Raw genomic sequence first — 26,871 nt, forward strand, 5'->3', positions numbered from 1 at the left:
ATCTCGCCCTGATGACGGGCAATGGGCAGCGTGAGCGGCGTGCCGTCTGATTTTCCCAGTGCTGAAGGTCGCGGCTGCGTGCGTACGAGAGGTTATTGTTGGTTTCGCAGTGCGGCGTTTCGCGCCACATCCACACCATATGCCAGTAGCCGTCCGGCCCCAGCAGCGGCTGGCGGGCGTAGCCGTTGCGTGCGCCTTCTCCGTTGAGCAGCGGTGTCTCCAGCAGGCGCGACCACTGCTGACGCTCGGCGTCGAAAATGTTGTACAGGTCATCGCCATTACCGCTGCAGCCGTCGCGATAGCGGAACAGCAGGCGGCCCTGCACGTCTTTGAAGAACACCGGATAGGTGGCCCGCGCTTCGCGTTCGCCGGTCATCGACGGCACGCACTCCAGGGTGGTGACGTCCAGCGACGCGCGGCTTCTGAAGTAAATAAGCGGATCCACGTGCATATTGCCGGAAAGATGCAGGTATCCGGCGCTATCTACAGCCATCGTCAGATAATTGTGCGAATCAAACTCTGTGATATGTGAATAACGTTCGCGCTCCGGCAGCCAGAGCCCCTCTGGTTGAAACGTCTGCCATGAGCCGTCGGGCAGCTCGCGCTGGCCCACGGTGATACGGTGTTCTGCGTCATACCAGGCGGCGAACTGGTGATTGCCGTGATTAATCAGACAGTAAAGTACGGTGAAATCTGCGCAGGCGTGAGCCACGGGCGCAACAACGATATCGGTCATCAGACGGTCTCCGGACGAGAAACAAACGATTTTTTACGGCGTAGGAAGAAGGCGGCCAGCACCAGCGCGCCAATAGGATGCAGGGTCGCACCGGCATAAATCGGCATCGAATAACCAAAGTGGTCGATAATGGTGCCGACAAAGCCGTTAAAGATAATGGAGGTCACCCCGCCCAGCGCGCTCATCACGCCGATAGCGGTGGCGATGGCTACGCGCGGTGCCAGCCCGCCCATCATGATGGTGGCCATACTGAGCCAGGCGGTGCACATAAAGTTAATCACCGTCATGATAGCCACCGCCGCGTAGGCGTTGCTAATGGACGGCAGCAGGAACACCAGCGGTGCCAGACAGGTGACGGACCAGATAATGGTTAAGCGGGCGCGAGTTGCGTCCATCCCGCGTGCCACCAGACGGTCAGAGGCCCAGCAGACCGCGAGCACACCAAACACGGCAACCAGCGGCGGCAGCCACATTAACTTGCCGACTTCCGCCAGCGTCAGGCCGATTTTTTCCTGCATAAAACCCACCTGCCAGTACTGGTAGAAGAACCAGAACGGATCAGTGAGCAAGCGAGCAATCAGCAGCGCCCAGATAGGTTTTGAGGTCAGCACCATCTTGTAGCGCTCAACCAGCGGCACGCTGACGGCGCTTACCTGCGCCGTGTCGTCGGCCGCAGGCGGCGTTTTACGGCTGGAGAGATACCACATCACCCCGACCACCACGCCTGCCATTGCTGGAATAAAGAACGCCCAGCGCCAGCCGGTAGATATCGTCACCCAGGCGACAAACGGTGGCGCAAGAATCAGCCCTAATGACTGAATAATATTGGTGAGCTGGAAGGCGAAGGCGCGCTGCTCGGCGCGAAACCAGGTAAAGACCGCCAGCGTTAGCGCCGGTACGATCCCGGACTCCGCCAGTCCCAGCATCACGCGCCCGACAATAAGCCCGGTCATCGAGTGCGACAGACCGGTAATGAGCGTGGCAATCGACATCAGCACCATCAGCGCGCACAGCACATAGCGGCTACCGAAGCGGTCGACGATGCCGCCGACGAAGAAATACATGAAAGTGTAGGGGATCATAAAGGCGCTGATCAGCACCGAATAATCACTATTATCGAGCCCCAGCTCCTGCATCAGCGTGGTTTTGAGGATGGAAACTATTTGCCGGTCGAGCGAAAAGAAAAACAGCACGCAGCCGAGGAGCAGAAGCAGTACCCAGATGAGCAGGGTAAAACCGCCGCGGCCGACCGATTTTTCAGCCTGTTGCATTGTGTTCTCCGGTTTATCGTAGGGATACGAGGTAGGTCGGAGTATATCGATGCCATTTCTTAACGTTGGCGGCAGGAGAGAGGAGTGTGACGTGCGGCAATACGCTTTGACCTGAGATGCCACAATAGGGGGAGAAGTGGCACGATTGTCATGCAGCAGCATCGCGTAATGGCGGCGATGCTGCTTGAGGTTAACGCGACTTAGCGTCCTTTCGCCAGGTACTGCGCCATTTCGGCTTCTGGTACCATGCCGCCGCCCGTCGCCCACACCAGATGGGTGGCGTGATTGAGCTGCTCTGCGCTGAAGCCATGCATCTGCTGGTAATCCGTGGAGGCGCAAACGTGCTGAGGGCCAGCCATGCCTGCCAGCGCCGACGGTTCAAGACGAATGCCTTCTTCCTGCGCCAACCAGCCCAGCATGTCGTACAGGGTCTGGTCATCCAGCGTATAAAGACCGTCGAGCAGACGTTCCATCGCCCGGCCGACAAAGCCCGAGGCGCGACCGACCGCCAGCCCATCCGCCGCCGTCAGGTTATCGATGCCGATATCCTGCACGGAAATGGTATCGTGCAGCCCGGTGTAAATCCCCAGCAGCATGCACGGTGAATGAGTCGGTTCAGCGAAGAAGCAGTGTACGTTATCACCGAATGCCAGCTTCAGGCCAAACGCCACGCCGCCAGGGCCACCGCCGACGCCGCAAGGCAGGTAAACAAACAGTGGATGGTCTGAATCCACCGCGCGTCCCTGCTGCGCAAACTGCGCCTTCAGACGCTGACCGGCGACCGCATACCCTAAAAATAGCGTGCGGGAATTTTCATCATCGATAAAGAAACAGTTTGGATCGGACTGCGCCGCCTTACGACCTTGTTCAACCGCCACGCCGTAATCTTCTTCGTACTCCACTACCGTTACGCCGTGGCTGCGCAGTTTGGCTTTTTTCCACGCGCGGGCGTCAGCGGACATATGCACCGTGACGTTAAAGCCGATGCGGGCGCTCATGATGCCAATCGACATCCCGAGGTTGCCGGTGGAGCCAACCGCGATGCTGTACTGGCTGAAAAACTGTTTGAACTCCGGCGAAAGCAGCACGCGGTAATCGTCTTTAGTGGTCAACAGACCGGCTTCCAGCGCCAGTTTTTCCGCATGGGTCAGTACTTCATAAATGCCACCCCGCGCTTTAATCGAGCCTGAAATCGGCAAATGACTGTCTTTCTTCAGCAGGAGTTCGCCGTTAATGTGCTGCCCGAACGCTTTTTCCAGCCTTTTTTGCATGGCCGGGATCGCGGCCAGCTCAGATTCGATAATGCCCCCGGTGGCGGCGGTTTCCGGGAATGCCTGTGCCAGATACGGCGCGAAGCGCGTCAGACGAGCGTGGGCGTCCTGAACGTCGTGTTCGGTCAGGCCTACATACGGTAAACCTTCCGCAAGAGAGGTGGTGCCGGGGTTAAACCAGACCGTTTCCTTAAGAGCGACCAGGTCTTCCACTAAAGGATGCTGGGCGATAAGTGTTTGAATGTTTTCCATAGTCAGTCTCTTTGCGCTTAGATAATAAAGGAAAGCAGGAATGTGCATGCCAGTGCAATCACTGACGCGATAAATGTCGCAGTCGTATAGTATTTGAACGTCTCATTCAGGGTGGCACCACAGTACTGCTTCACCAGCCAGAAGAGGGAATCGGTGACGATCGTGCAGCCAATAGCGCCAGAACCGATGGCAATAGCGATGATCTCCGGGCTCACGTTAGGGTAGAGTGGCAGCATCGGTGCCACGATTGCCGTCGCACCCATCATCGCCACCGTGGCAGAACCTACCGCCGCGTGCAGAATCAGTGCAACCAGCCAGGCCAGCAGAATCGGGTGCATATGCATGTTCGAGAGGATCAGCGCGAGGGTATCCGCCAGCCCGCTGCTCTTGAGGATAGCGTTGAATGCGCCGCCTGCGCCGATAATCAGCAAAATGTTAGCAATGGAGCCAAAACCGTTTTCGGTGTGGGTCAGCAGCGCACCCATACCGATGTGCTGACGCAGGCCGAGAATGTAATAGGCCACGAAAACGGCGATAAACATCGCGGTGATCGGGTTACCAATAAACTCCAGCAGCGTATACACCGTGCTGCCTTTCGCCATGTTCAGTTCCGCGACGGTTTTCACCAGCATCAGGCCAATTGGTAGCAGTACGGTAAACAGCGTCGCGCCCAGCGATGGTAGCGTGCTTTCATCACGCACTTTCAGGTCGGAAAACTCAGCCGGTACTGGCTTAAACGGCAGACGATTACCGAGAAACTTCAGGTACAGCGGCCCGCCGATTAGCGATGCCATTAAGCCCACCAGTAAACCGTAGACAATCACGGTGCCAATGTCCGCGCCCAGCTTGTTAGCCACGAACAGCGCCGCCGGATGCGGTGGTACTACGCAGTGCACCGCCATCAGCGCGGTACACAGCGGGATTGCCAGCTTCAGCAGCGAAGTATTGGTCTTTTTGGCAATAGAGAATGCCAGTGGAATTAATAGCACCACGCCCACTTCAACGAACAGCGTGATCCCGCAAATCAGCCCGACCAGCACCATAATGACGTCGGCGGAAAGCCAGCGGCAGCGCTGTAGCGTCAGGCCGATGCGTTCGGCCGCGCCGGATACTTCCATCATTTTTCCGAGGATAGTCCCAAGGCCAATAACCGCCGCGAGGAAGCCCAGCGTGCCGCCGATGCCGTTCTCGATGGCATTGACCATATCCAGCGGCCCCATGCCCATCATCGTCCCCACGAAGAAACTGGCTAACAGCAGCGCCAGAAACGGGTGGAATTTGAACTTCACGATGGTCAAAACGATTAACACGATGCTTATCAGCAGCGTGCTCACAACCCAGATCTGAGAGTGCATAGCTCACCTTGCCCTGTGATTAATATGGGTTTATTGGACAAAAATAAGGCACCCGCTGACAAACGATATAAATCGTCCTTCACATGAGCCAGATTGAATCAAGGGCGTGATTTGCGTCTTATTACCGGTGATTTATGCGACATGAATCATTCTGATTCATCTTTGTGCTGATTTTACCTATGATTTTTTTTACACTCCGGCGAAATACAGGCAATACGGAGAGGAATATGGAACCCCTGCGCGAGGGCAGAAATCGTCTGCTGAACGGCTGGCAGCTATCAAAGCTGTATACCTTCGAAGTGGCGGCCCGGCATCAGTCGTTTGCGCTGGCGGCAGATGAACTGTCATTAAGCCCCAGCGCCGTCAGCCACCGTATTAACCAGTTGGAAGAGGAGCTGGGTATTCAGCTCTTTGTCCGCTCGCATCGTAAAGTAGAGCTCACTCACGAAGGTAAACGCGTGTTCTGGGCGCTGAAATCGTCGCTGGATACGCTCAACCAGGAGATTCTTGATATCAAGAATCAGGAGCTCTCGGGGACGCTCACCGTCTACTCGCGGCCTTCTATCGCCCAGTGCTGGCTGGTTCCGGCGCTCGGCGACTTTACCCGCCGCTACCCGTCCATTTCACTGACCATCCTGACCGGCAACGACAACGTCAATTTACAGCGCGCTGGGGTCGACTTGGCTCTCTATTTTGACGATGCGCCTTCCGCACAGCTTGCGCACCACTTCCTGATGGATGAAGAAATTCTGCCGGTATGCAGCCCGGAATACGCCCGCCGCTACGCTCTGACCGGCTCGCTGGTGAACCTACCGCACTGTACGCTGCTGCACGACAGACAGGCGTGGAGCAACGACTCAGGGACCGATGAATGGCACAGCTGGGCGCAGCAGTATGCGGTGAATTTGCCGACATCGTCTGGCATTGGTTTCGATCGTTCTGATTTAGCGGTGATTGCGGCGATGAACCACATCGGCGTGGCGATGGGGCGAAAGCGGTTGGTACAAAAGCGCCTCGACAGCGGGGAGCTGGTGGCTCCTTTTGGTGATAAGGCGCTGAAATGTCATCAGCATTATTACGTAACCACGCTGCCCGGCAGGCAGTGGCCGAAAATTGAGGCGTTTATTGGTTGGCTTCAGGAGCAGGTTAAATAGGCGTTTTACGCCGGGTGGCGGCTCCGCCTTACCCGGCCTACTCATGCCCAATGTAGGCCGGATAAGCGAAGCGCCATCAGGCAACGGTCGGACGCGATTACACCGCCTGGCCCTGATGCGCAAAGCGCGACGCTAGCGGCAGCCAGCAGAGGAAAATCAGCAGCCCCATCAGCGTCATCAGCAGCCCGATGCTGGCCTGCCCGGTTTGCGGCATCATCGCCGACAGCCAGGCCAGCACGCCGGAACCAATATTTTGCAGGCCGCCAACCAGCGCCCCGGCGGTACCGGCGAGGAACGGGAAGGGCTCCATCGCGCCGCTGGTCGCCAGCGGGAACAGCATCCCCGCGCCGAAGAAGAACAGCGCCGCAGGGACCAGCAGCGTCCAGATATTCATGACGCCGAGCAGACCGGGGATCCACATCATCACGCCCGCTGCCAGACAGCACACCACCGACTGCCACATCAGCGTCGGGAAGCGTTTTTTCGGCCGTCCGGCGAACCAGGCGCCAAAGAACGCTGCCGGAATCGGCAGAATAAACAGGATGCTGACCGTCATGCTGCTTAAGCCCAGCACGCCGCCCATCAGCACGCCGGAGCTGGCTTCAAACACCGCAATACCGGCCAGGCCGCCAATCAGCATCAGCAGGTAGCAGTTAAAGCCGCTGTTACCGAACAGCGTTTTGTAGTTGCTGATAAGCCGCGTTTTCGGTGCGCCGGTCGGGCGCGTTTCCGGCATCCAGCGCGCCATGCTGAAGGTGACGCCCGCGCAGAGCACCAGCAGAAAACCGTAGCAGGCACGCCAGTTGATGAGCGTCTCCAGCACGCCGCCAATCAGCGGTGCCAGCAGTGGACTCACCAGAATCCCCATGTTTAACAGACTATTAGCGTGGCGAAGCTGACTGCCCTCATAGAGGTCGCGTGGCAAGGTTCGCGCCATCACGCCGCCCACGCCGGTCCCCATCCCCTGCATCGCGCTGGCAATAATCAGCACCGTCAGGCTGTGCGTAGTGATAGCGACCAGCGTCGCCAGCATAAAAATCGACATCCCGACGAGGATCACCGGGCGGCGACCCACGCGGTCTGAAAGTGGGCCGTAGAACAGCTGTGAAACGCCATAGGTCAGCAGATAGGCCGCCATCACGCTCTGCACCGCCCCTTCGCGGACATTCAGGTCGTTCGCCATCTGCGCAATTGCGGGAATATAAATGGTTTGCGCCATCTGACCGACGGCGACGAGCAACACCAGCATCACCAGGATATTGACGTTTCTATCTCTTTTCATTTCGCTGATAACTTTATAAAAATTAGGTTTATAAGAATAAATGTCCAGGAATTGCGCTAAAAGCGAGAGGAATCTACCACAATGAGGTGACGATTTAATCATACGTCATGTAAATGAAATGTGTGATGCAGGCAGGATTTATACACGTAAACGGCAACAATAGTTGCCAGTTTAGTCAGGAGAGGCGTAACAGAATGGCACCCGCGGCGATACCGCCAGCGGCCAGCAGACGCAGCCCGGCCACCCGTTCTTTGAGCAGCAGCCAGGCAATCAGCGCGCCAAACAGAATCGAGCTTTCACGCAGCGCGGCGACCACCGCCAGCGGGGCCTGGGTCATCGCCCACAGCGCCAGACCGTAGGAGCCCATGGTCCCCATGCCGCCAAGAACGCCTTTCTTCCAGTGCTGCACCAGATAGCGAGACGCTTCACGGCGGCGGGCGATCATCGCCCAGCACAGCAGGCTGGAGCCATTGAGGAAAAACGACCATAGCGTATAGCCCAGCGCGGTGCCCGACAGGCGCACGCCGGTGCCGTCGATCAGGGTGTAACCGGCAATAATCCAGGCGTTCAGCAGCGCTAACATCACGCCACGTTGCGAACCACCTCGGCCATTGAATGCCATGCCGAGGATCGCCGTACAGATAACCGCGATTCCGCACCACGCCAGCGTGGAGAGATGGTCGCCAAGAAACAGCACGCTGATGATTGCTACCAGCAGCGGCGCGGTGCCGCGCATCAGCGGGTAGGTCTGGCTCATATCGGAAATCTGATAGGTCTTCGCCACCAGTACGGTGTAAATCACCTGCAAGACGGTGGAGACCACCATAAACGGCACGCTGGCGGCCGAGGGCGCAGGCGCAAAGGGTAAAAGCAGCAACGCGATGAGCGCGGCGGAGCCGGTGACGCCGATAGCCGAATAGAGTTTGTCGTTTCCTGCCTTAACAATGGCGTTCCAGCTGGCGTGTAAAAGTGCGGCAAACAGCAAAATGCAGAAAACAGAAAGCGTCATGATAATGCGTTGCTCAGGGAGATTTCACCAAAACTTAACACAACCCACGGGCGGTGACCAAGGCCAGAAATAGGGGATAAATGGGACAGCCTGGATAATTTCCCTGATCACGATAATGTGATCTTTGCTGCATTTTTGTGCGGATGAAAATATTTCCATTGTCAGCCCGGAAAAGCTGTGTTTGTATAAATTCACTAAACGAATTGAGAGAAGACCCTTAATGACCCCATCAATGCTGACTTCGACCCTACTAAAAACCGCGCTACCAGCCGCGGTGGTCGTCGTGCGTGTGGTGGTGGTCGTCGGCAATGCGCCGTAGGGTCAGGAACACACACGATTCCAAACCCCGCCGGCGCAAACCGGGCGGGGTTTTTAGTTTCTAGCCCCCTCCGGATAGTCGGCCTAGTTGAAAGGACTGGAGCATGGCAATTTCGGGCACAACATCACAGACAACGCGTTTTACCGGCGCGCAATTAATCGTTCATTTACTGGAACGTCAGGGTATTACCATGGTCACCGGCATTCCCGGCGGCACGGTTCTGCCGTTGTACGACGCCTTAAGCCAGAGCACCCAGATCCGTCATATTCTGGCGCGACACGAGCAGGGCGCGGGCTTTATTGCCCAGGGTATGGCGCGTACCCACGGTAAACCAGCGGTATGTATGGCCTGTAGCGGCCCTGGCGCCACCAACCTGGTGACCGCCATTGCTGATGCGCGCCTCGACTCGATTCCACTGGTGTGTATCACCGGTCAGGTGGCCTCCTCGTTAATCGGCACCGATGCCTTCCAGGAAGTCGACACCTACGGTATCTCTATCCCCATCACCAAACACAACTACTTAGTCCGTAACATCAATGAATTACCACAGGTTATTGCTGATGCCTTCCGGATTGCACAGTCTGGCCGCCCAGGCCCGGTGTGGATAGACATTCCTAAGGACGTTCAGACCGCGGAAATCGATATCAGCGAACTGCCGGAACCCGGTGGCCGCGCGGCAACGCCAGAATTCAGCGCCGAGAGCGTGAGCGCAGCGGCGGCGATGATCAACGCCGCACAGCGCCCGGTGCTCTATCTGGGCGGCGGCGTTATCAACGCGCCGGAACGCGTGCGTGAACTGGCGGAAAAAGCCAACCTGCCGACCACCATGACCCTGATGGCGCTGGGCATGCTGCCAAAAGCGCACCCGTTGTCGTTAGGCATGTTGGGAATGCACGGCGCGCGTAGCACCAACTTCATCCTGCAACAATCTGATTTGCTGGTGGTTTTAGGCGCTCGTTTTGATGACCGGGCGACCGGTAAAGTGGCGGAGTTCTGCCCGAATGCGAAGATTATCCACGTTGATATCGACCGCGCAGAGTTGGGTAAAATCAAACAGGCACACGTGGCGATTCAGGCGGACGTGGACGACGTGCTGACCAAGCTGCTGCCGCAAATTGACGCCCAGCCGCGTGACGCGTGGCGCGGTAAAGTGGCTGAGCTGCAACAAGAGTTCCCGGGCGCCATTCCTGAAGCAGGCGACCCGCTCAGCCACTACGGCCTGATTAACGCGGCGGCGGCCTGCGTTGACGACAAGGCGATTATTACCACCGACGTTGGTCAGCACCAGATGTGGGTGGCGCAGGCTTACCCGCTGAACCGTCCTCGCCAGTGGCTGACCTCCGGCGGCCTCGGCACCATGGGCTTTGGCCTGCCTGCGGCCATCGGCGCGGCGCTGGCGAACCCGGACAAAAAAAGTGCTGTGCTTCTCCGGTGACGGCAGCCTGATGATGAACATTCAGGAGATGGCGACCGCGGCGGAAAATCAGCTGGATGTGAAAATCATCCTGATGAACAACCAGGCGCTGGGTCTGGTACACCAGCAGCAGAGCCTGTTCTACAAACAGGGCGTATTTGCCGCCACCTATCCAGGCATGATTAACTTTATGCAGATTGCCGCCGGTTTCGGTCTGGAAACCTGCGATTTGAACAATGAAGCAGACCCGCAGGCGGCGCTGCAGGCGATAATCAATCGTCCGGGCCCGGCGTTGATTCATGTGCGTATCGACGCAGAAGAAAAAGTGTATCCGATGGTGCCGCCGGGTGCGGCAAATACCGAAATGGTGGGGGAATAAGCCATGCAACAACAGACTCATGACAACGTTATTCTGGAACTCACCGTGCGCAACCACCCGGGCGTAATGACCCACGTCTGCGGGCTCTTTGCCCGTCGCGCCTTCAACGTGGAAGGCATTCTCTGTCTACCGATTCATGACAGCGATAAGAGCCGCATCTGGCTATTGGTCAACGACGATCAGCGACTAGAGCAGATGATTAGCCAGATAGACAAGCTGGAAGACGTGGTGAAAGTAACCCGCAACCAGTCCGACCCGTCGATGTTCAACAAGATAACCGTCTTCTTCGAGTAGTCCGCTCAAGACTTGAACAGTCGCGCGCTTATCGTTAAGGTAGGCGCGTTTTTTTACCCGCCAGGACAAACCCATGATCACCATAGCCCTTATCGACGACCACACTATCGTTCGCTCCGGCTTTGCCCAACTGCTTGGCCTTGAGCCTGATTTGCAGGTGGTCGCCGAGTTTGGTTCCGGGCGCGAAGCGCTGGCGGGGCTACCGGGGCGCGGCGTTCAGGTCTGTATCTGCGATATCTCCATGCCGGACATATCCGGCCTTGAGCTGCTCGGCCAACTGCCGAAAGGCATGGCTACCATCATGCTCTCCGTTCACGATAGCCCGGCGCTGGTCGAGCAGGCGCTGAACGCGGGCGCGCGCGGATTTCTCTCCAAACGCTGTAGCCCGGACGAGCTGATTGCGGCGGTACATACCGTGGCGACCGGTGGCTGCTACTTAACGCCGGATATCGCCGTCAAGCTGGCGGCGGGCCGTCAGGACCCGTTGACCAAGCGTGAACGTCAGGTGGCGGAAAAGCTGGCGCAGGGCCTGGCGGTGAAAGAGATTGCCGCCGAGCTGGGGCTGTCGCCGAAAACGGTACACGTTCATCGCGCTAACCTGATGGAAAAGCTGGGCGTCAGCAACGACGTTGAGCTGGCGCGCCGCATGTTTGACGGCTGGTGATGAATAGCGTCTTTTCGCGGTGTATTACCGTTGTCGCCTGTTTCTTTATCTTCTCCGCCGCGTGGTTCTGCCTGTGGAGTATCAGCCTGCACCTTGTGGAACGTCCGGAGCTGGCGGTGCTGCTGTTCCCGTTCGGCCTGCGTCTGGGGTTAATGCTGCAATGCCCGCGCGGCTACTGGCCGGTGCTGGTGGGCGCAGAGTGGCTGCTGATTTACTGGCTGGCGCAGGAAGTGGCGCTGAGTCACGCATTATTATTGATGACCGGAAGCGCGCTGACGTTGCTGCCGGTAGCGCTGATTTCCCGCTATCGCCATCAGCGCGATTGGCGCACGCTGCTGCTCCAGGGGGCGGCGCTTACCGCGGCGGCGCTGCTGCAATCTTTACCCTGGCTATGGCAAGGGGAGGCGGCGCTTAACGCCTTACTGCTGACCTTAACCGGCGGGCTGACGCTGGCCCCTATCTGCCTCGTGTTCTGGCACTACCTCACCAGCACCACCTGGCTACCGCTTGGCCCGGCGCTGGTGTCGCAGCCGGTGAACTGGCGCGGGCGGCATCTGGTCTGGTATCTGCTGCTGTTTACCGTCAGCCTGTGGCTACAGCTCGGTTTGCCCGCAGAACTTTCGCGCTTTACCCCGTTTTGTCTCGCCTTACCGATTATCGCGCTGGCCTGGCACTACGGCTGGCAGGGGGCGCTGATCGCCACCCTGATGAACGCCATCGCCCTGATTGCCAGCCAGACCTGGCACGATCACCCCGTTGATTTACTGCTCTCGTTGCTGGCGCAAAGCCTGACCGGGCTGCTGCTCGGCGCGGGCATTCAGCGACTGCGCGAGCTAAACCAGTCGCTGCAAAACGAACTGGCGCGCAACCACCGGCTGGCGGAGCGCCTGCTGGAAACTGAAGAGAGCGTACGCCGCGACGTGGCGCGCGAGCTGCATGACGATATCGGCCAGACCATCACCGCCATTCGCACTCAGGCCGGGATCGTGCAGCGTCTGGCCCCGGAGAACGCGGGCGTGAAGCAGAGCGGGGCGCATATTGAGCAGCTTTCGCTGGGCGTTTACGACGCCGTACGCCGCCTGCTGGGTCGGCTGCGCCCGCGCCAGCTCGACGACCTCTCATTGGAACAGGCCATTCGCTCGCTGATGCGTGAAATGGAGCTGGAAAGCCGGGGCATCGTCAGCCACCTCGACTGGCGAATTGATGAGTCAACGCTGAGCGAAAGCCAGCGGGTAACGCTGTTCCGCGTCTGTCAGGAAGGGCTCAACAACATTGTGAAGCACGCGAACGCCAGCGCGGTGACGCTACAGGGCTGGCAGCAGGATGAACGGCTGATGCTGGTGATGGAAGACGACGGCAGCGGCCTGCCGCCGGGGTCGAATCAACAGGGCTTTGGCCTCACCGGCATGCGCGAGCGTGTGACCGCGCTCGGCGGCTCGCTCACGATTTCCTGCATGCACGGCACGCGGGTCAGTGTTTCTTTGCCTCTGCGCTACGTGTAAGGAACGGCGATGTTTCAATTTCTCAAGGCTCCGGCTAACGCCCCGCGCATCACCGACAAGCAGGAGGTAGATGCCCAGTACCGCTACTGGCGGCGGCATATCCTGCTGACCATCTGGCTTGGCTACGCGCTGTTTTACTTCACCCGTAAAAGCTTCAACGCCGCGGTGCCGGAAATTCTCACCACTGGCGTGCTGACCCGCAGCGATATTGGCCTGCTGGCGACGCTGTTTTACATCACCTATGGGCTGTCGAAGTTTATCTCCGGCATCGTCAGCGACCGCTCTAACGCCCGCTATTTTATGGGGATCGGGCTGATTGCCACCGGGGTGGTCAATATTCTGTTCGGCTTCTCCACTTCGTTATGGGCCTTCGCCCTGCTGTGGGCGCTGAACGCCTTCTTCCAGGGCTGGGGCGCGCCGGTCTGCGCCCGCCTGCTCACCGCCTGGTACTCACGCAACGAGCGCGGCGGCTGGTGGTCCATCTGGAATACCGCGCACAACGTCGGCGGGGCGCTAATCCCTATCGTGATGGGCGCGGCGGCGCTGCACTACGGCTGGCGTGCGGGGATGACTATCGCGGGAACCATGGCGATTGTGGTCGGCCTGTTCCTTTGCTGGCGACTGCGCGACCGTCCGCAGGCCATCGGCCTGCCGCCGATTGGCGACTGGCGGCACGACGAACTGGAGATAGCCCAACAGCAGGAAGGGGCCGGGCTGACGCGCAAAGAGATCTTCACCCGCTACGTGCTGCTCAACCCCTACATCTGGCTGCTGTCGCTGTGCTATGTGCTGGTGTACGTGGTGCGCGCGGCGATCAACGACTGGGGCAATTTATACATGTCCGAAACGCTGGGCGTTGATCTGGTTACGGCGAATACCGCGGTGACTATGTTTGAGCTGGGCGGTTTCATCGGCGCGCTGGTGGCGGGTTGGGGCTCGGACAAACTGTTCAACGGCAACCGTGGGCCGATGAACCTGATCTTCGCCGCCGGGATTTTGCTCTCGGTCGGCTCGCTGTGGCTGATGCCGTTTGCCAGCTATGTCATGCAGGCGGCGTGCTTCTTCACCACTGGCTTCTTCGTCTTCGGCCCGCAGATGCTGATCGGCATGGCGGCGGCGGAGTGCTCGCACAAAGAGGCGGCGGGTGCCGCCACCGGTTTCGTCGGGCTGTTTGCCTACCTCGGCGCGTCGCTTTCCGGCTGGCCGCTGGCGAAGGTGATGGAAGTGTGGCACTGGACGGGCTTTTTCGTGGTGATCGCCATTGCCGCGGGCATCTCCGCGCTGCTGCTGCTGCCGTTCTTAAACGCCCAGGCGCCGCGAGAAGCGTGACCCGCTTCACCTTTCTAAGACGAATGACCTAAAACTAGGAAATTTTCCCGGTTTCACCTGGACGCTGTCTCAGGCCAGACGCGCCGCTGATTTTTACAATACCGGCTATCACGCAGGTATAAAAATCAGGAGATACCCATGCTGGCCTTCTTAAACCAGGTGCGCAAGCCGACCCTGGATCTGCCGCTCGAAGTGCGGCGTAAAATGTGGTTCAAACCGTTCATGCAGTCCTATCTGGTGGTCTTTATCGGCTACCTGACGATGTATCTGATTCGTAAGAACTTTAACATCGCGCAGAACGACATGATCTCCACCTACGGGCTGAGCATGACCCAGCTCGGGATGATTGGCCTCGGCTTCTCCATCACCTACGGCGTGGGTAAAACGCTGGTCTCCTACTATGCCGACGGTAAGAACACCAAGCAGTTCCTGCCGCTGATGCTGATCCTCTCCGCCATCTGTATGCTCGGCTTCAGCGCCAGCATGGGGCCGGGCTCAACCAGCCTGTTCCTGATGATTGCGTTCTACGGTCTGAGCGGTTTCTTCCAGAGTACCGGCGGCTCGTGCAGCTATTCGACCATCACCAAGTGGACGCCCCGCCGTAAGCGCGGTTCCTACCTCGGCATGTGGAATATCTCCCACAACCTCGGCGGTGCGGGCGCGGCAGGCGTGGCGCTGTTCGGTGCTAACGTTCTGTTCGACGGTCACGTCATCGGCATGTTTATTTTCCCGTCGATTATTGCGCTGATTGTTGGCTTTATCGGCCTGCGTTTTGGTAGCGACTCCCCGGAATCTTATGGCCTCGGCAAAGCGGAAGAGCTGTTCGGTGAAGAGATCAGTGAAGAGGACAAAGAGACCGAAGATAACGACATGACCAAGTGGCAGATCTTTGTTGAGTACGTGCTGAAAAACAAAGTTATCTGGCTGCTGTGCTTCTCCAACATCTTCCTGTACGTGGTGCGTATCGGTATTGACCAGTGGTCTACGGTCTACGCCTTCCAGGAGCTGAAGCTCTCTAAAGAGGTGGCGATTCAGGGCTTTACCCTGTTTGAAGTCGGCGCGCTGGTGGGCACCCTGCTGTGGGGCTGGCTCTCCGACCTCGCCAACGGTCGTCGTGCGCTGGTGGCCTGCGTGGCGCTGGCATTAATCATCGCCACGCTGGGCGTTTACCAGCATGCCAGCAACCAGTACGTCTATCTGGCGTCGCTGTTTGCCCTCGGCTTCCTGGTCTTTGGCCCGCAGCTGTTGATTGGCGTGGCAGCGGTTGGCTTCGTTCCTAAAAAAGCGATCGGCGCGGCCGATGGCATCAAAGGCACCTTTGCCTATCTGATTGGCGACAGCTTTGCCAAGTTGGGTCTGGGGATGATTGCCGATGGTACACCAATCTTCGGCCTCACCGGCTGGGCGGGCACCTTCGCCGCGCTGGATACCGCCGCCATCGGCTGTATCTGCCTGATGGCCATCGTCGCGGTATTTGAAGAACGTAAAATTCGCCGTGAGAAGAAGATTCAGCAGTTAAAAATGGCGTAAGTGTGTTTGGTAACTTCTTTGCCCGGTTCTGCACCGGGCTTTTTTATGCCTGCTGGCTGGTCTCATGCAGCAATTCACGCAGCCACTGCTGCGCCGGGTCGCGATGTGTACGCTCGTGCCAGGCCATGCTTTTGGTAAAGCCGTGAATCGCCACCGGCGGCTCCTGCACACAGATTGACGCGCGCGCGCTGGCAAGACGGCTCGGCACGACGGCAATCATTTCGCTGACGGCCAGCACTTCCGGCAGCACCAGGAAGCTGCTCACCGACAGCCCTACCCGGCGTTTGCGGCCGACTTTTGCCAGTGCGTCGTCGGTCACGCCCCAGAAACTCTCGCCCTCGTAAGAGACCAGAATATGCTCCAGCGCGCAAAAACGGTCGAGACTCAGCGGTGCGCGGGCATCGGGATGGTCGGCGCGCAGCATGCAGACATAACGTTCCTCATACAGCGTGCGGCTGTGCAGGTCGCCCGGCGTGGTGCTGGGGGTCAGCAGCGCGAGGTCGATTTTCCCCTGCTCAAACTGTGCGGTCAGCCGCTCCGGTTCAACGGGAATCACCCGTACGCGAATATTCGGCGCGCGCACCTTCAGCGCGGCGATAAACGGCACCACCACCGCTTTCAGCGCGTAGTCGGTGGCGGCGAGGGTGAAGGTGAAGTCGGCGGTAAGCGGGTCGAACCGGGCTGGCTGTAGCAGCGTGTTGATATCGTTCAGGATCTGTTTGACCACCGGTGCCAACTGCTGGGCGCGCAGCGTCGGCACCATGCCGTGCGGGGCGCGGATAAACAGCGGATCGCCAAAATTATCCCGCAGTCGGGTCAACATCCCGCTGACGGCGGGCTGGGTCAGCGACAGCCGCGCGGCCGCTCGCGTTACGCTGCGTTCATCGAGCAGCGCATCCAGCGTTTTCAGCAGGTTGAGGTCGAGGGTTCTGAGATCCGGTTTCATCGGCGGCTTCCTTCAGGGAGGTAACGCACATTATGGCATGTTCGAATATCGACAGGGCGCGAAATCCCATTATTATGTCGGGGTTTAGCTAAGGTGAGAGCGTGCATGATCTGGTTGATTCTGGCCACCCTGGTGGTGGTGTTTGTTGTAGGATTTCGGATCCTGACCTCAAGTTCCCGACGGGCAATTCGCCGTCTCAGTGAGCGGCTCGGCATTACGCCAGAGCCGGTGGAGTCGATGGTAGACCAGCTAGGGAAAGCGCAGGGCGAAGAATATTTACACTATCTGGAGCGGCCGAACGAAGCGCATTTGCAGAACGCGGCGCAGATGCTGCTTATCTGGCAGGTGTGTATTGTCGACGGCAGCGAATCCAACATGCTGAGCTGGCACCGACGGCTGCAAAAGGCCCGTCTGGCGGCACCGATTACCGACGCCCAGGTTCGCCTGGCGCTGAGCTTCCTGCGCGAGCTGGAGCCGGAAATCAGCGAGCTGAACGCCTTCCAGTACCGCTATAACGCGCTGTTCCATGATGAAAACGGCGTGCATTGGCTGCATTGATATCACATTGAGTGATGTTGTTTATCAATATTGATGATTATATTTATATCACTCCCGAGCGCATGATTTACCTCGTCAACATAATCATTCACGAGGTTCATCATGAAACAGTCCATGCAGCAAAGCGCAATCGTCTGGCCGGAAGGCTATCTGCCGGGCACCACCGACAACTTTGCCTCTAACGAAATCATCGTCAGCGGCCTGACCGCCAAACAGATTTGGGCACAGCTTGACGACACCACGCTGTGGCCAACCTACTACAGCAACGTAGCGGATATTCATTTTCACGACGGCAGCGGCCCGATGCTGAGCGCTAACGCCCGCTTTCGTTTCTCGACTTTCGGCTTCCCAATTGAAGCACAGATAACTGAATACGTCCCACCGGTCGACGGTGAAGCCGCGCGCATAGCCTGGCACGGCTGGGCGGAAGGCGACGCAACGACCCGTCTGGACGTGATCCACGCCTGGCTGTTCGAAGACCTTCCCGGCAACCGCGTACGCATCCTGACCCAGGAATCACAGGTTGGCGTCCCGGCGCAGGAGCTGGCGCGTACCGTGCCGAACCCGATGATCAACGGCCATCAAGAGTGGATTACCGGGCTGGTGAAATCGGCGCGCGGGGAGTGAGTTGGTGGGTGCCGGATAAGGCGAAGCCGCCACCCGGTAAGCAACGATCGGGTAGAGACAGGTCTTGTTTTAATAGCCAGTAAGCTATAATTTATTGATAGCTTATTGGCTATGAGGGATCGCAGATGTGGTCGGTGGAAACAACGGATGTTTTCGACAGTTGGTTTGAGGAACAGGCCGAAGCCTTGAGGGAAGATGTGCTTGCAGCGATGGTGATTTTATCCGAGTACGGACCGCAGTTGTCGCGCCCGTTTGCGGATACGGTTAATGGCTCCGCTTTTTCAAATATGAAAGAGCTTCGTATACAGCATCAGGGAAATCCCATTCGGGCCTTTTTTGCGTTTGATCCTTCTCGCTGCGCCATCGTGCTATGTGCAGGAGATAAAACAGGATTAAACGAAAGACGGTTTTATAAAGAGATGATCAAACTTGCTGACGCCGAGTACCGTAAGCACCTGAATAAGTGAGGAGTAATGATGGCGACCCTTAAAGAGCTAATGGCTAAACAGAGCCCGGAAAGTCAGGCGCGAATTGCTGAAAAAGTCGAAGCGTTACGCCAGACCGTCACGTTAAGCATGTTGCGTGAAGAGCTCAACCTGTCTCAGGCGGAGTTGGCTGCCGCAATGGGCGTAAAACAGCCCACCGTGGCGAAGATGGAGCAGGCGGAAAACGATCCTCGCTTGTCGACACTGAGGCGTTACGTCGCTGCACTCGGCGGTGAGATCAGCATTGATGTCACGCTGCCAACGGGAAAGAAGATAGCGTTTCATCTTTAACCGTTGCCAAAACGTTAAATCCATCACACTTAAAATGTTACACTGCGCACCCTTTCAGCAAAAACACCGCGCAGGTAACAAGAAATGAGTGAGCATAGTGAAGAGAAGCCCCGCACAGAGGGCGTTCTGCGGCCGAACTGGTCGGCGGTTTTTGCCGTGGCGTTTTGCGTGGCCTGTCTGATTACCGTGGAATTTTTACCGGTCAGCCTGCTGACCCCGATGGCGGAAGACCTGGGTATTTCAGAAGGTGTCGCCGGTCAGTCGGTCACCGTAACGGCGTTTGTCGCCATGTTCTCCAGCCTGTTTGTCACGCAGATTATCGGCAGCCTTGACCGTCGCTACGTGGTGATTTTGTTCTCCATTCTGTTGACGCTTTCCTGCCTGCTGGTATCGTTTGCTAACTCGTTTACGCTGTTGCTGATGGGCCGCGCCTGTCTGGGTCTGGCGCTGGGCGGGTTCTGGGCGATGTCGGCTTCGCTGACGATGCGGCTGGTACCGGCGCGTACGGTGCCGAAAGCGCTGTCGGTTATCTTTGGCGCGGTCTCTATCGCGCTGGTGATTGCCGCACCGCTCGGCAGCTTCCTAGGCGGCATTATTGGCTGGCGCAACGTGTTTAATGCCGCGGCGGTGATGGGCGTACTGTGCATCTTTTGGGTGCTGAAAGCACTGCCGTCGCTGCCGGGTGAACCGGCGCACCAGAAGCAGAATATGTTTAGCCTGCTGCAACGCCCCGGCGTTATGGCGGGGATGATCGCCATTTTCATGTCCTTTGCCGGGCAGTTCGCCTTCTTCACCTATATTCGCCCAATCTATATGAATCTGGCGGGATTTGGCGTGGATGGTCTGACCTTAGTCCTGCTGAGCTTCGGGATTGCCAGCTTTGTCGGCACCTCATTCTCGGCGGTTATCCTTAAGCATTCGGTTAAGCTGGCGCTGGCCGGTGCGCCGCTGATTCTGGCACTAAGTGCGCTGGCGCTGGCGCTATGGGGAAGCGAAAAGGCGGTGGCGGCAGGTATTGCCATTATCTGGGGGTTAGCGTTCGCGCTGGTGCCGGTAGGTTGGTCGACGTGGATCACCCGTTCGCTGGCCGACCAGGCAGAGAAAGCCGGTTCGATCCAGGTGGCGGTTATCCAGCTGGCGAATACCTGCGGCGCGGCGATTGGCGGTTTGGCGCTGGATCGTCTGGGGCTGACGTCGCCGCTGATGATTTCCGGGGCGCTGATGCTGCTGACCGCGCTGCTGGTGACGGTGAAAGTGCGGATTAAATAACCATGCTATTGCCGGATGAGGCCCGGGTGCCTCCCCGGGGTCGGCATAAATGCCTCGCCCGGGCTACCGGCTCATCCATGTAGCCCGGCCAAGCGAAGCGCCGCCGGGAACGGCGCAGATGTTACCTGTTTATGGGCGTTCGCCCTTTGCCAGACGCGCATTAATCTCGGCAATTACGCCCGGTAAATCCGCCAGCGAATCCACCACGTAATGCGCCCCGGCGGCATACAGCTTGCTGGCCGCATGCTCGCGGCGGGTGGCAATCTCTGCAACAGGCATCGCCTGATACTCTTCCCACGTCGCCCCGAACTCATTGCCCGATACCGCAAGACCCACGGTCCACATCCCGGCGTTAAGCCCTTCGGTAATGCCCGGCGCGGCATCATCTACCTTCACGCAGTGGCTGACCGCATCGATACCCAGCGTAATCACGTTTTGCAGCGCCATCCACGGCCCCGGACGCCCGCCCGCCGCGAGATCGTCGGTGGCGACCCAACAATCCGGCGCGTAGCCGTGCTCGGCGGCGGCAGGCACCAGGCGTTCCATTACCGCACGCGGGTAGCCGGAGCAGGAGCCAATCTTGATACCGGCGTTACGCAGTGCCGCAATCGTGTCGATAACCCCGGCGATCGGTGCGGAAAAATCGACAACTTTGGCAATTTGCAGCGGCATAAAGGTGGCATAAATCTCATCGATATCCGCCGCGTTCATGGCACGGCCAAACTTTGCCTGCCAGCGGGCATCGACGGACGGCAGTTTGCCCAGCGCTTCAATATGTTGCCACTTGCCAAGCCCCATCGGCACGCGTGCTTCGGCAAGCGTTATCTCCACGCCAAACGCGCGACGAAAAGCCTCGACAAAAATCTGCGTTGGTGCGAAAGAGCCAAAATCGACGGTGGTACCCGCCCAATCGAGAATAACAGCGTTAATGCGGTTCATGATGGCTCCTTATTTTGTCCAGTACATCGCATGGCGAACGGCGGTCAGCAGGGCGGCGATATCGGTGCCGTACACTTCGCCAATGTTGCCGATACGGAAGCAGTCGCTCTGTGACACCTTGCCAGGATAGATAACAAACCCCTGATCTTTCAGGTGGCTATAAAATTCTTTAAAGCGGTATTGTGGGTGCTCGGGTGAATAGAACGCGGTGATGATCGGCGAATGCAGCGCATCGTCCAGCAGGGTGGTAAAGCCCAGTTCCCGCATACCGGCAACCAGGCTGCGCTGGTTTTGCTGATAGCGCTGATAACGCGCTGCCACGCCGCCTTCTTCCGCCAGCTCTTTCAGCGCCTGAGCAAACGCCAGTACGGTGTGGGTTGGTGAGGTGAAGCGCCATTTGCCGTGGTTATCTTCCATGCAGCGCCACTGGGCGTAGAGATCCAGCGATAGCGAGCGGGAGCGGCCTTTGCACGCGGCGAGCTTGTCCGCGCGGGCAATCACGAAGGCAAAGCCCGGCACGCCCTGAATGCATTTATTGGCAGAGCTAATCAGAAAATCGATATTCAGCTCGGCAATGTCCATCGGAATACCGCCGAAGCTACTCATCGCATCCACAATGTAGGTTTTGCCGTACTGACGAGCCAGCGCGCCGACTTCGTCAATCGGGTTGAGCATCCCGGTGGTGGTTTCGCTGTGCACCATCGCGATATGGGTGATCGCCGGGTCGGCCTTGAGGATCTCAGCGATCGCCTGTACGTCCGGGCGGGAAACTTCGCCGCAGTCATAGGCGTGATGGGCGATATCCATCATCCCCGCCATCTCCACCATACGGGCACCGTAGGCACCGTTGCTGACAATCAGCACCTTGTCCTGCTTGCCGAGCGCGCTGCCTAGTACCGCTTCCACGGCGTAGCTGCCGCTGCCTTGCAGGAGCACGGAGGTGTAGCCTTCAGCGGCCGTCGCCAGCGCGGTCAACTGCTGGCGGATAGATTCCACCACGCCGATATTGTAATCATCGTCCCAGGTGCAGCTATCGAACAGCATCGCTTCCTTCACGGTGCGAGAGGTGGTCAGTGGGCCAGGGGTCAGCAGCAGATAGTTACGCGAAGTCATGTTATTTACCTTTGGTCTATACCAGATTTGCATTTATCATGACGATCTTTTCGGCAAAGGGTCAAAGGGAAAATGGCTCTGCAACAAAAAATTCATCTGCGTCTGTATAATGGCGGCAGAGAAAAGTGACAGCGAGTGACTATGAAAGCGATTCCGGGCGATGTCCCACAGTACCTGTTGATCAAGGCGCAGCTTCAGGCGCGCATCCAGAGCGGTGCGTTGAAAAGCGGCGATAAGCTGCCGTCTGAGCGGGAACTGTGCGCTATCTTCAACACCACGCGTATTACCATTCGCGAAAGCCTGGCGCAGCTGGAGGCCAGCGGGCTTATCTGGCGCGCTGACCGTCGCGGCTGGTTTGTCACCCCGGAACGCCTGTGGCTGGACCCGACCCAGAACACCAACTTCCACAAGCTATGCCGTGAGCAGGGCCGTGAGCCGAAAACGGCGCTGTTGAGCGGCGTGCTGACTACCGTGCCGGTAGAGGCGATGGAGCCGTTGCAGCTCCAGCCGTTTGATCAGATCTACCTGCTGACCCGTCTGCGCTACGCCGACGGTCGCGCGGTCTGCTACAGCGAAAACCACTGTCTGCCCGCCCGCGTGCCGGAGCTGTTGCAGTACGATCTCAACGGCAGCCTGACCGAGGTGTACGAATCGCACTACAACCTTGTCTATACCAGCATGCACCTGTCGTTCTACCCGACCGCGATGCCAGCGCAGGCCGCGCAGGCACTGGGGGTGATGGAAGGGCGCCCGGCGCTGTTGCTGCGCCGTCTAAACTACGATCAGCACGGGCGCGTGCTCGATCTGGATATCGAATACTGGCGTCACGATAGCCTGCGTATTGAGGTGGATACCCACTAGCCGCTGCTTGCCGGATGGCGTCGCTGCGCGCCTTATCCGGCCTACAAACGATCCTACCGATTCGTCTATCAACAAATCCTTCATCGTATTGTCACAAAAGCCGTTTAGCGTAAAAAGCAAATCTGGTATAGGCCAGAAACACAAAACGCACGCTATGAGGCTAACACGATGAAACTTTCCCGACTTGCTCTGCTGTCTGTTTTCGCTCTCGCCAGCGCCCCGACATGGGCGGAATCGGTGGTTACGGTTTACTCCATCGACGGGCTGCACGATGGCGACAACAGCTGGTATCAGGCGCAGTTCGACGCGTTCACCAAAGCGACCGGCATTACCGTACGCTACGTTGAAGGCGGCGGCGGCGTGGTGGTTGAGCGCCTGGCGAAAGAGCGCACCAACCCGCAGGCCGACGTGCTGGTGACTGCGCCGCCGTTCATTCAGCGCGCCGCGTCTGAAAAACTGCTGGCGAGTTTTAAAACCGACGCCGCCAGTGCGATTCCGGATGCCAACGACTTCTATTCGCCGCTGGTGAAGAACTACCTGAGCTTTATCTACAATGGCAAGGTGCTGAAAACCGCCCCGGCCACCTGGCAGAGCCTGCTCGACGGCCAGTTCAAAAACAAACTGCAGTACTCCACCCCAGGCCAGGCCGCTGACGGCACGGCGGTGATGCTGCAAGCCTTCCACAGCTTCGGCAGCAAAGACGCCGGGTTTGATTACCTCGGCAAGCTACAGGCCAACAACGTCGGGCCATCTGCCTCTACCGGCAAGCTGACCGCGCTGGTCAATAAAGGCGAACTGTATGTGGCAAACGGCGACCTGCAGATGAACCTCGCGCAGATGGAACGTAACCCGAACGTGAAAATCTTCTGGCCGGCAAACGACAAAGGCGAGCGCAGCGCGCTGGCTATCCCGTACGTGGTTGGCTTAGTCCAGGGCGCGCCGGAGAGTGAAAACGGCAAAAAGCTGATTAATTTCCTGCTGAGTAAAGAGGCGCAAACCAGCGTCAGCGCACTCTCCTGGGGGATGCCTGTGCGTAGCGACGTGACGCCGAGCGACGACCACTACAAAGCGGCAACCGCCGCGATGGCGGGCGTGCAGAGCTGGCAGCCAAACTGGGATGACGTTGCTGTCTCGTTGTCGGCAGACATCTCCCGCTGGCATAAAGTGACCGATAGCGAGTAAGTCTGATGCTGATGAAAACGACCGCCATTCCGACCCCTGCCATGCAGGGGACCTCGGGGATAGTCCTCGACTCGCTGCGTGTGGCGTACCACGGTAATGTGGTGCTTAAACCGCTCTCTTTGACGATTGAACCCGGCGAAGTACTGGCGCTGATTGGCCCTTCCGGCTCCGGAAAAACCACGGTGCTGCGCGCGGTGGCGGGCTTTGTCCAGCCTGCGGGCGGTCGCATTCTTATCGGCGATACGGATGTGACCCAGCTTCCGCCTTACAAGCGCGGGCTGGCGATGGTGGTGCAGAACTACGCGCTGTTCCCGCATATGAAGGTGGAAGATAACGTCGCCTTCGGCCTGCGGGCACAAAAGCAGCCCAAGGCGCTGATTAATGAACGCGTGACCCAGGCGCTGAAAACGGTCGGCATGAGCGATTACGCCACCCGTTATCCGCATCAGCTTTCCGGCGGCCAGCAGCAGCGCGTGGCAATTGCCCGCGCCATTGCTGTGCGCCCACGGGTGCTGCTGCTGGATGAACCGCTCTCGGCGCTGGACGCGCAGATTCGCCACAACATGGTGGAAGAAATTGCCCGCCTGCACCGTGAACTGCCGGAACTCACCATTCTCTACGTCACCCACGACCAGACCGAAGCGCTCACCCTGGCGGATAAAATCGGCATCATGAAGGACGGCTCGATGATCGCCCACGGCGAAACCCGCGCGCTGTATCGTCATCCGCCGAATCGCTTTGCCGCCGAGTTTTTAGGGCGCGCCAATATTCTCTCCGCCACGGCGCTGGGCATCACGGATGCGCCAGGGCTGGTGGACGTGAGCTGCGGCGGCACGGTAATCCGCGCCTTCAGCCAGGGCAGCCACCACGGCTATAACAAGCTGCTGTGCATTCGCCCACAGCACCTGAGCCTGACGCCGCGCTCCGCCGCCAGCAACCGCTTTAACGCCACGCTGCAATCGCTGCACTGGCAGGGCGATCTCACCCATCTGCTGTGCGATGTGGCGGGTGAAGCGGTGCGTATCGTCCTGACGCACGTGGACCCGCTGCCGAAGCCCGGCGATAAGCTGGCACTGTGGTTTGAACCCGATGATGCGGTTTTGATTGAGGTATAACGATGTCGCTCTCTCTGACCCAGACCAAACCGCTGCCCAACCTGCGCCCAATGTTATGGCTGCTGTTGCCGCTGCTGGTGTTGACCACGCTGTTCTTCTGGCCTCTGTCGCTTATCGTCGAGCAGGCGCTGCGCGACGTCAACGGCAACGTCGGTCTGGACACCTTCTGGCAGGTGGTGGGTTCCCGGCGCTTTGTCAGCGCACTGATGAACACCCTGCAAATTGCGCTGACCGCCACCGCAGGCTGTCTGCTACTGGGCAGCGTGCTGTCGCTGATTCTGGTGTTTATCCCATTTCCCGGCAGCGAACTGATTGGTCGGGTGGTGGACACCTTTATCGCGCTGCCCACGTTTCTGATTACCCTGGCCTTCACCTTTATTTATGGCTCGGCGGGGCTGCTCAACGGCACGCTGATGCATCTGTTCGCCTTCGACCTACCGCCGGTCGATTTCCTCTATTCGATGCAGGGCGTGATTCTGGCGGAGATCACCGTCTTCACGCCGCTGGTGATGCGTCCGCTGATGGCGGCGCTGCGCCAGATTGATAAAAGCCAGCTTGAGGCGGCCAGTATTCTCGGCGCGCACCCGCTGCGGGTGATTGCGCAGGTGATTTTTCCGGCGGCGCTACCGGCACTGATGGCGGGCGGCAGTCTGTGTCTGCTACTAACCACCAACGAGTTCGGCATCGTGCTGTTTATCGGCGCGAAAGGGGTCAATACGCTGCCGATGATGGTTTACAGCAAAGCGATTCTGGAATCTGACTACAGCGTCGCCTGTATGATCGCGTTGATTAACATTGTGCTGTCGCTGGGGCTGTTCTCGCTCTATCGCCTGGCGGCCGCGCGCACGGGCGTAAGGGGTTAACCATGTTGATTTGGTCGCGCAAAGGGCGCGTCGCGGCAGGCATAGTGGCTACCACGCTTGCCAGCGTCTTCTTTTTCCTGCCGCTGGCGGTGATTTTAATGTCCAGCCTGAGCCAGCAGTGGAACGGCATTCTGCCGAGCGGCTTCACGCTGAACCACTTTGTGAATGCCTTTCGCGGCGCGGCGTGGGATGCGCTGCTCGCCAGCCTGATTATCGGTTTTTGCGCCAGCCTGTTTGCGCTGCTATGCGGCGTCTGGGCGGCGCTGGCTCTGCGCCAGTACGGCGGTAAGGTGCAAAAGGGGCTGAGTATGCTGTTCTACTTGCCGAGCGCCATTCCTTCGGTCTCCGTCGGACTTGGCATTCTGGTGGCCTTCAGCCAGGGGCCGCTGCAGATGAACGGTACGCTGTGGATTGTGCTGGTGGCGCACTTTGTGCTGATCTCCGCGTTCACCTTTAGCAACGTTTCCACTGGGCTGGCGCGGGTTTCTGCGGATATTGAAAACGTCGCTTCAAGTCTTGGCGCATCGCCATGGTATCGCCTGCGCCACGTCACGCTGCCGTTGCTGATGCCATGGATGGTGTCGGCGTTGGCGTTGAGTCTGTCGCTATCGATGGGGGAGTTGGGCGCGACGATGATGATTTACCCGCCGGGCTGGACCACGCTGCCGGTGGCTATTTTTAGCCTGACCGATCGCGGCAATATCGCCGACGGCGCGGCGCTGACCATTGTGCTGGTGGCAATGACGCTGCTGTTGATGATGAAGCTGGAGCGCGTGGCGAAGCGGTTGGGGCAGAAATAAAAAACCTCTACCCTTAAAAAGGGAGAGGGAGCATATTGGTGCCGCTGATTAGCTCGGCAGG

General features: G+C 58.5%; 26 protein-coding genes and 1 pseudogene. 18 read left to right on the forward strand and 9 right to left on the reverse strand.

Annotated elements, in window-relative coordinates; translation table 11 throughout:
• The 4 genes from GKAS_RS14140 to dsdX all read right to left on the reverse strand — a co-directional run.
• A partial coding sequence (locus GKAS_RS14140; RefSeq protein WP_210436380.1) for a BNR repeat-containing protein occupies positions 1-736 on the reverse strand: 736 nt, incomplete at its 3' end.
• Entirely contained in the window at positions 736-2,007 is a 1,272-nt protein-coding gene (locus tag GKAS_RS14145; protein WP_035895018.1) for an MFS transporter, read from the reverse strand. The genes GKAS_RS14145 and GKAS_RS14140, both read right to left, overlap by 1 nt.
• A 200-nt stretch (positions 2,008-2,207) precedes the next feature.
• Positions 2,208-3,530 (reverse strand): D-serine ammonia-lyase, encoded by a 1,323-nt coding sequence (gene dsdA, locus GKAS_RS14150; RefSeq protein WP_035895019.1) that lies wholly within the window; start codon positions 3,528-3,530, stop codon positions 2,208-2,210.
• A gap of 17 nt (positions 3,531-3,547) precedes the next feature.
• On the reverse strand, positions 3,548-4,885 hold the full coding sequence (gene dsdX, locus GKAS_RS14155) for a D-serine transporter DsdX (RefSeq protein ID WP_035895020.1): 1,338 nt from the start codon (positions 4,883-4,885) through the stop codon (positions 3,548-3,550).
• A 227-nt stretch (positions 4,886-5,112) separates the two neighbouring features.
• Here dsdX and dsdC point away from each other — a divergent pair, with 227 nt between their 5' ends.
• Positions 5,113-6,039 (forward strand): DNA-binding transcriptional regulator DsdC, encoded by a 927-nt coding sequence (gene dsdC, locus GKAS_RS14160; RefSeq protein ID WP_035895021.1) that lies wholly within the window; start codon positions 5,113-5,115, stop codon positions 6,037-6,039.
• A 97-nt stretch (positions 6,040-6,136) separates the two neighbouring features.
• On the opposite strand, the gene emrD is transcribed toward dsdC, so the two are convergent.
• On the reverse strand, positions 6,137-7,321 hold the full coding sequence (gene emrD, locus GKAS_RS14165) for a multidrug efflux MFS transporter EmrD (protein ID WP_035895023.1): 1,185 nt from the start codon (positions 7,319-7,321) through the stop codon (positions 6,137-6,139).
• A 175-nt stretch (positions 7,322-7,496) separates the two neighbouring features.
• Positions 7,497-8,330, reverse strand: coding sequence for a DMT family transporter (locus GKAS_RS14170; protein ID WP_035895025.1), 834 nt, complete (start codon positions 8,328-8,330; stop codon positions 7,497-7,499).
• Positions 8,331-8,550: 220 nt separating this feature from the next.
• Here GKAS_RS14170 and ivbL point away from each other — a divergent pair, with 220 nt between their 5' ends.
• The 7 genes and pseudogenes from ivbL (at position 8,551) to uhpT (ending at position 15,761) form a co-directional block, all read left to right on the forward strand.
• A complete protein-coding gene (gene ivbL / locus GKAS_RS24870; protein ID WP_072011409.1) occupies positions 8,551-8,649 on the forward strand; it encodes an ilvB operon leader peptide IvbL in 99 nt (32 codons plus the stop codon).
• Between the two features lie 190 nt (positions 8,650-8,839).
• Positions 8,840-10,442: pseudogene (ilvB, locus tag GKAS_RS14175) on the forward strand (acetolactate synthase large subunit).
• A 3-nt stretch (positions 10,443-10,445) separates the two neighbouring features.
• Complete coding sequence (ilvN, locus tag GKAS_RS14180) at positions 10,446-10,736, forward strand: acetolactate synthase small subunit (protein WP_035895026.1); 291 nt, start codon at positions 10,446-10,448, stop codon at positions 10,734-10,736.
• Positions 10,737-10,809: 73 nt separating this feature from the next.
• Entirely contained in the window at positions 10,810-11,400 is a 591-nt protein-coding gene (gene uhpA, locus GKAS_RS14185; protein ID WP_035895027.1) for a response regulator transcription factor UhpA, read from the forward strand.
• The gene (uhpB, locus tag GKAS_RS14190) at positions 11,400-12,902 is read left to right on the forward strand and encodes a signal transduction histidine-protein kinase/phosphatase UhpB (RefSeq protein WP_035895028.1); all 1,503 of its coding nucleotides are present in this window, start codon (positions 11,400-11,402) and stop codon (positions 12,900-12,902) included. The genes uhpA and uhpB overlap by 1 nt, the downstream gene beginning before the upstream one ends.
• A gap of 9 nt (positions 12,903-12,911) precedes the next feature.
• Positions 12,912-14,231, forward strand: coding sequence for an MFS transporter (gene uhpC, locus GKAS_RS14195; RefSeq protein WP_035895029.1), 1,320 nt, complete (start codon positions 12,912-12,914; stop codon positions 14,229-14,231).
• A 138-nt stretch (positions 14,232-14,369) separates the two neighbouring features.
• Positions 14,370-15,761, forward strand: a complete 1,392-nt coding sequence (gene uhpT, locus GKAS_RS14200; protein ID WP_035895031.1) for a hexose-6-phosphate:phosphate antiporter UhpT — start codon at positions 14,370-14,372, stop codon at positions 15,759-15,761.
• A 43-nt stretch (positions 15,762-15,804) separates the two neighbouring features.
• Here the strand turns inward: uhpT and GKAS_RS14205 are convergent, their stop codons facing one another.
• Positions 15,805-16,707 carry a LysR family transcriptional regulator gene (locus tag GKAS_RS14205; RefSeq protein ID WP_035895032.1) on the reverse strand — a complete coding sequence of 301 codons (903 nt, stop codon included), beginning with the start codon at positions 16,705-16,707 and terminating at the stop codon, positions 15,805-15,807.
• Between the two features lie 105 nt (positions 16,708-16,812).
• Between GKAS_RS14205 and GKAS_RS14210 the strand changes: the two genes are divergently transcribed.
• From GKAS_RS14210 to nepI, 5 genes are all read left to right on the forward strand, one after another.
• Complete coding sequence (locus GKAS_RS14210; RefSeq protein ID WP_035895033.1) at positions 16,813-17,265, forward strand: DUF1198 family protein; 453 nt, start codon at positions 16,813-16,815, stop codon at positions 17,263-17,265.
• 114 nt (positions 17,266-17,379) lie between these two features.
• Positions 17,380-17,892, forward strand: coding sequence for an SRPBCC family protein (locus GKAS_RS14215; protein WP_035895052.1), 513 nt, complete (start codon positions 17,380-17,382; stop codon positions 17,890-17,892).
• A gap of 125 nt (positions 17,893-18,017) precedes the next feature.
• Positions 18,018-18,359 (forward strand): type II toxin-antitoxin system RelE/ParE family toxin, encoded by a 342-nt coding sequence (locus GKAS_RS14220; RefSeq protein WP_035895036.1) that lies wholly within the window; start codon positions 18,018-18,020, stop codon positions 18,357-18,359.
• 9 nt (positions 18,360-18,368) lie between these two features.
• Positions 18,369-18,668: a helix-turn-helix domain-containing protein gene (locus GKAS_RS14225; RefSeq protein WP_035895037.1), complete on the forward strand. Its 300-nt coding sequence runs from the start codon at positions 18,369-18,371 to the stop codon at positions 18,666-18,668.
• A gap of 84 nt (positions 18,669-18,752) precedes the next feature.
• The gene (gene nepI, locus GKAS_RS14230) at positions 18,753-19,937 is read left to right on the forward strand and encodes a purine ribonucleoside efflux pump NepI (RefSeq protein WP_035895038.1); all 1,185 of its coding nucleotides are present in this window, start codon (positions 18,753-18,755) and stop codon (positions 19,935-19,937) included.
• 129 nt (positions 19,938-20,066) lie between these two features.
• Here the strand turns inward: nepI and phnX are convergent, their stop codons facing one another.
• Together phnX and phnW are read right to left on the reverse strand one after the other, a co-directional pair.
• Complete coding sequence (gene phnX / locus GKAS_RS14235; protein WP_035895040.1) at positions 20,067-20,876, reverse strand: phosphonoacetaldehyde hydrolase; 810 nt, start codon at positions 20,874-20,876, stop codon at positions 20,067-20,069.
• A 9-nt stretch (positions 20,877-20,885) separates the two neighbouring features.
• Positions 20,886-21,989 carry a 2-aminoethylphosphonate--pyruvate transaminase gene (gene phnW / locus GKAS_RS14240; RefSeq protein WP_035895041.1) on the reverse strand — a complete coding sequence of 368 codons (1,104 nt, stop codon included), beginning with the start codon at positions 21,987-21,989 and terminating at the stop codon, positions 20,886-20,888.
• 141 nt (positions 21,990-22,130) lie between these two features.
• Between phnW and phnR the strand changes: the two genes are divergently transcribed.
• The 5 genes from phnR to phnV all read left to right on the forward strand — a co-directional run bounded on the left by phnR (position 22,131) and on the right by phnV (position 26,810).
• Complete coding sequence (phnR, locus tag GKAS_RS14250; RefSeq protein WP_035895042.1) at positions 22,131-22,850, forward strand: phosphonate utilization transcriptional regulator PhnR; 720 nt, start codon at positions 22,131-22,133, stop codon at positions 22,848-22,850.
• 168 nt (positions 22,851-23,018) lie between these two features.
• The gene (phnS, locus tag GKAS_RS14255; protein WP_035895044.1) at positions 23,019-24,032 is read left to right on the forward strand and encodes a 2-aminoethylphosphonate ABC transporter substrate-binding protein; all 1,014 of its coding nucleotides are present in this window, start codon (positions 23,019-23,021) and stop codon (positions 24,030-24,032) included.
• A 5-nt stretch (positions 24,033-24,037) separates the two neighbouring features.
• Positions 24,038-25,147, forward strand: coding sequence for a 2-aminoethylphosphonate ABC transport system ATP-binding subunit PhnT (phnT, locus tag GKAS_RS14260; protein WP_035895046.1), 1,110 nt, complete (start codon positions 24,038-24,040; stop codon positions 25,145-25,147).
• Between the two features lie 2 nt (positions 25,148-25,149).
• Positions 25,150-26,010 carry a 2-aminoethylphosphonate ABC transporter permease subunit gene (gene phnU / locus GKAS_RS14265; RefSeq protein WP_035895048.1) on the forward strand — a complete coding sequence of 287 codons (861 nt, stop codon included), beginning with the start codon at positions 25,150-25,152 and terminating at the stop codon, positions 26,008-26,010.
• A gap of 2 nt (positions 26,011-26,012) precedes the next feature.
• Complete coding sequence (gene phnV / locus GKAS_RS14270; protein WP_035895050.1) at positions 26,013-26,810, forward strand: 2-aminoethylphosphonate ABC transport system, membrane component PhnV; 798 nt, start codon at positions 26,013-26,015, stop codon at positions 26,808-26,810.
• The last annotated feature ends 61 nt before the right edge of the window (positions 26,811-26,871 follow it).

The sequence above is a fragment of the Kluyvera ascorbata ATCC 33433 genome (assembly GCF_000735365.1).
GTDB classification, from domain to species: domain Bacteria; phylum Pseudomonadota; class Gammaproteobacteria; order Enterobacterales; family Enterobacteriaceae; genus Kluyvera; species Kluyvera ascorbata.

Excerpts from the sequence above, each read along its gene's own strand:
- GKAS_RS14145 (WP_035895018.1), bottom strand. The coding sequence starts at position 2,007 with ATGCAACAGGCTGAAAAATCGGTCGGCCGCGGCGGTTTTACCCTGCTC.
- dsdA (WP_035895019.1), bottom strand. The coding sequence starts at position 3,530 with ATGGAAAACATTCAAACACTTATCGCCCAGCATCCTTTAGTGGAAGAC.
- dsdX (WP_035895020.1), bottom strand. The coding sequence starts at position 4,885 with ATGCACTCTCAGATCTGGGTTGTGAGCACGCTGCTGATAAGCATCGTG.
- dsdC (WP_035895021.1), top strand. The coding sequence starts at position 5,113 with ATGGAACCCCTGCGCGAGGGCAGAAATCGTCTGCTGAACGGCTGGCAG.
- emrD (WP_035895023.1), bottom strand. The coding sequence starts at position 7,321 with ATGAAAAGAGATAGAAACGTCAATATCCTGGTGATGCTGGTGTTGCTC.
- GKAS_RS14170 (WP_035895025.1), bottom strand. The coding sequence starts at position 8,330 with ATGACGCTTTCTGTTTTCTGCATTTTGCTGTTTGCCGCACTTTTACAC.
- ivbL (WP_072011409.1), top strand. The coding sequence starts at position 8,551 with ATGACCCCATCAATGCTGACTTCGACCCTACTAAAAACCGCGCTACCA.
- ilvN (WP_035895026.1), top strand. The coding sequence starts at position 10,446 with ATGCAACAACAGACTCATGACAACGTTATTCTGGAACTCACCGTGCGC.
- uhpA (WP_035895027.1), top strand. The coding sequence starts at position 10,810 with ATGATCACCATAGCCCTTATCGACGACCACACTATCGTTCGCTCCGGC.
- uhpB (WP_035895028.1), top strand. The coding sequence starts at position 11,400 with ATGAATAGCGTCTTTTCGCGGTGTATTACCGTTGTCGCCTGTTTCTTT.
- uhpC (WP_035895029.1), top strand. The coding sequence starts at position 12,912 with ATGTTTCAATTTCTCAAGGCTCCGGCTAACGCCCCGCGCATCACCGAC.
- uhpT (WP_035895031.1), top strand. The coding sequence starts at position 14,370 with ATGCTGGCCTTCTTAAACCAGGTGCGCAAGCCGACCCTGGATCTGCCG.
- GKAS_RS14205 (WP_035895032.1), bottom strand. The coding sequence starts at position 16,707 with ATGAAACCGGATCTCAGAACCCTCGACCTCAACCTGCTGAAAACGCTG.
- GKAS_RS14210 (WP_035895033.1), top strand. The coding sequence starts at position 16,813 with ATGATCTGGTTGATTCTGGCCACCCTGGTGGTGGTGTTTGTTGTAGGA.
- GKAS_RS14215 (WP_035895052.1), top strand. The coding sequence starts at position 17,380 with ATGCAGCAAAGCGCAATCGTCTGGCCGGAAGGCTATCTGCCGGGCACC.
- GKAS_RS14220 (WP_035895036.1), top strand. The coding sequence starts at position 18,018 with ATGTGGTCGGTGGAAACAACGGATGTTTTCGACAGTTGGTTTGAGGAA.
- GKAS_RS14225 (WP_035895037.1), top strand. The coding sequence starts at position 18,369 with ATGGCGACCCTTAAAGAGCTAATGGCTAAACAGAGCCCGGAAAGTCAG.
- nepI (WP_035895038.1), top strand. The coding sequence starts at position 18,753 with ATGAGTGAGCATAGTGAAGAGAAGCCCCGCACAGAGGGCGTTCTGCGG.
- phnX (WP_035895040.1), bottom strand. The coding sequence starts at position 20,876 with ATGAACCGCATTAACGCTGTTATTCTCGATTGGGCGGGTACCACCGTC.
- phnW (WP_035895041.1), bottom strand. The coding sequence starts at position 21,989 with ATGACTTCGCGTAACTATCTGCTGCTGACCCCTGGCCCACTGACCACC.
- phnR (WP_035895042.1), top strand. The coding sequence starts at position 22,131 with ATGAAAGCGATTCCGGGCGATGTCCCACAGTACCTGTTGATCAAGGCG.
- phnS (WP_035895044.1), top strand. The coding sequence starts at position 23,019 with ATGAAACTTTCCCGACTTGCTCTGCTGTCTGTTTTCGCTCTCGCCAGC.
- phnT (WP_035895046.1), top strand. The coding sequence starts at position 24,038 with ATGCTGATGAAAACGACCGCCATTCCGACCCCTGCCATGCAGGGGACC.
- phnU (WP_035895048.1), top strand. The coding sequence starts at position 25,150 with ATGTCGCTCTCTCTGACCCAGACCAAACCGCTGCCCAACCTGCGCCCA.
- phnV (WP_035895050.1), top strand. The coding sequence starts at position 26,013 with ATGTTGATTTGGTCGCGCAAAGGGCGCGTCGCGGCAGGCATAGTGGCT.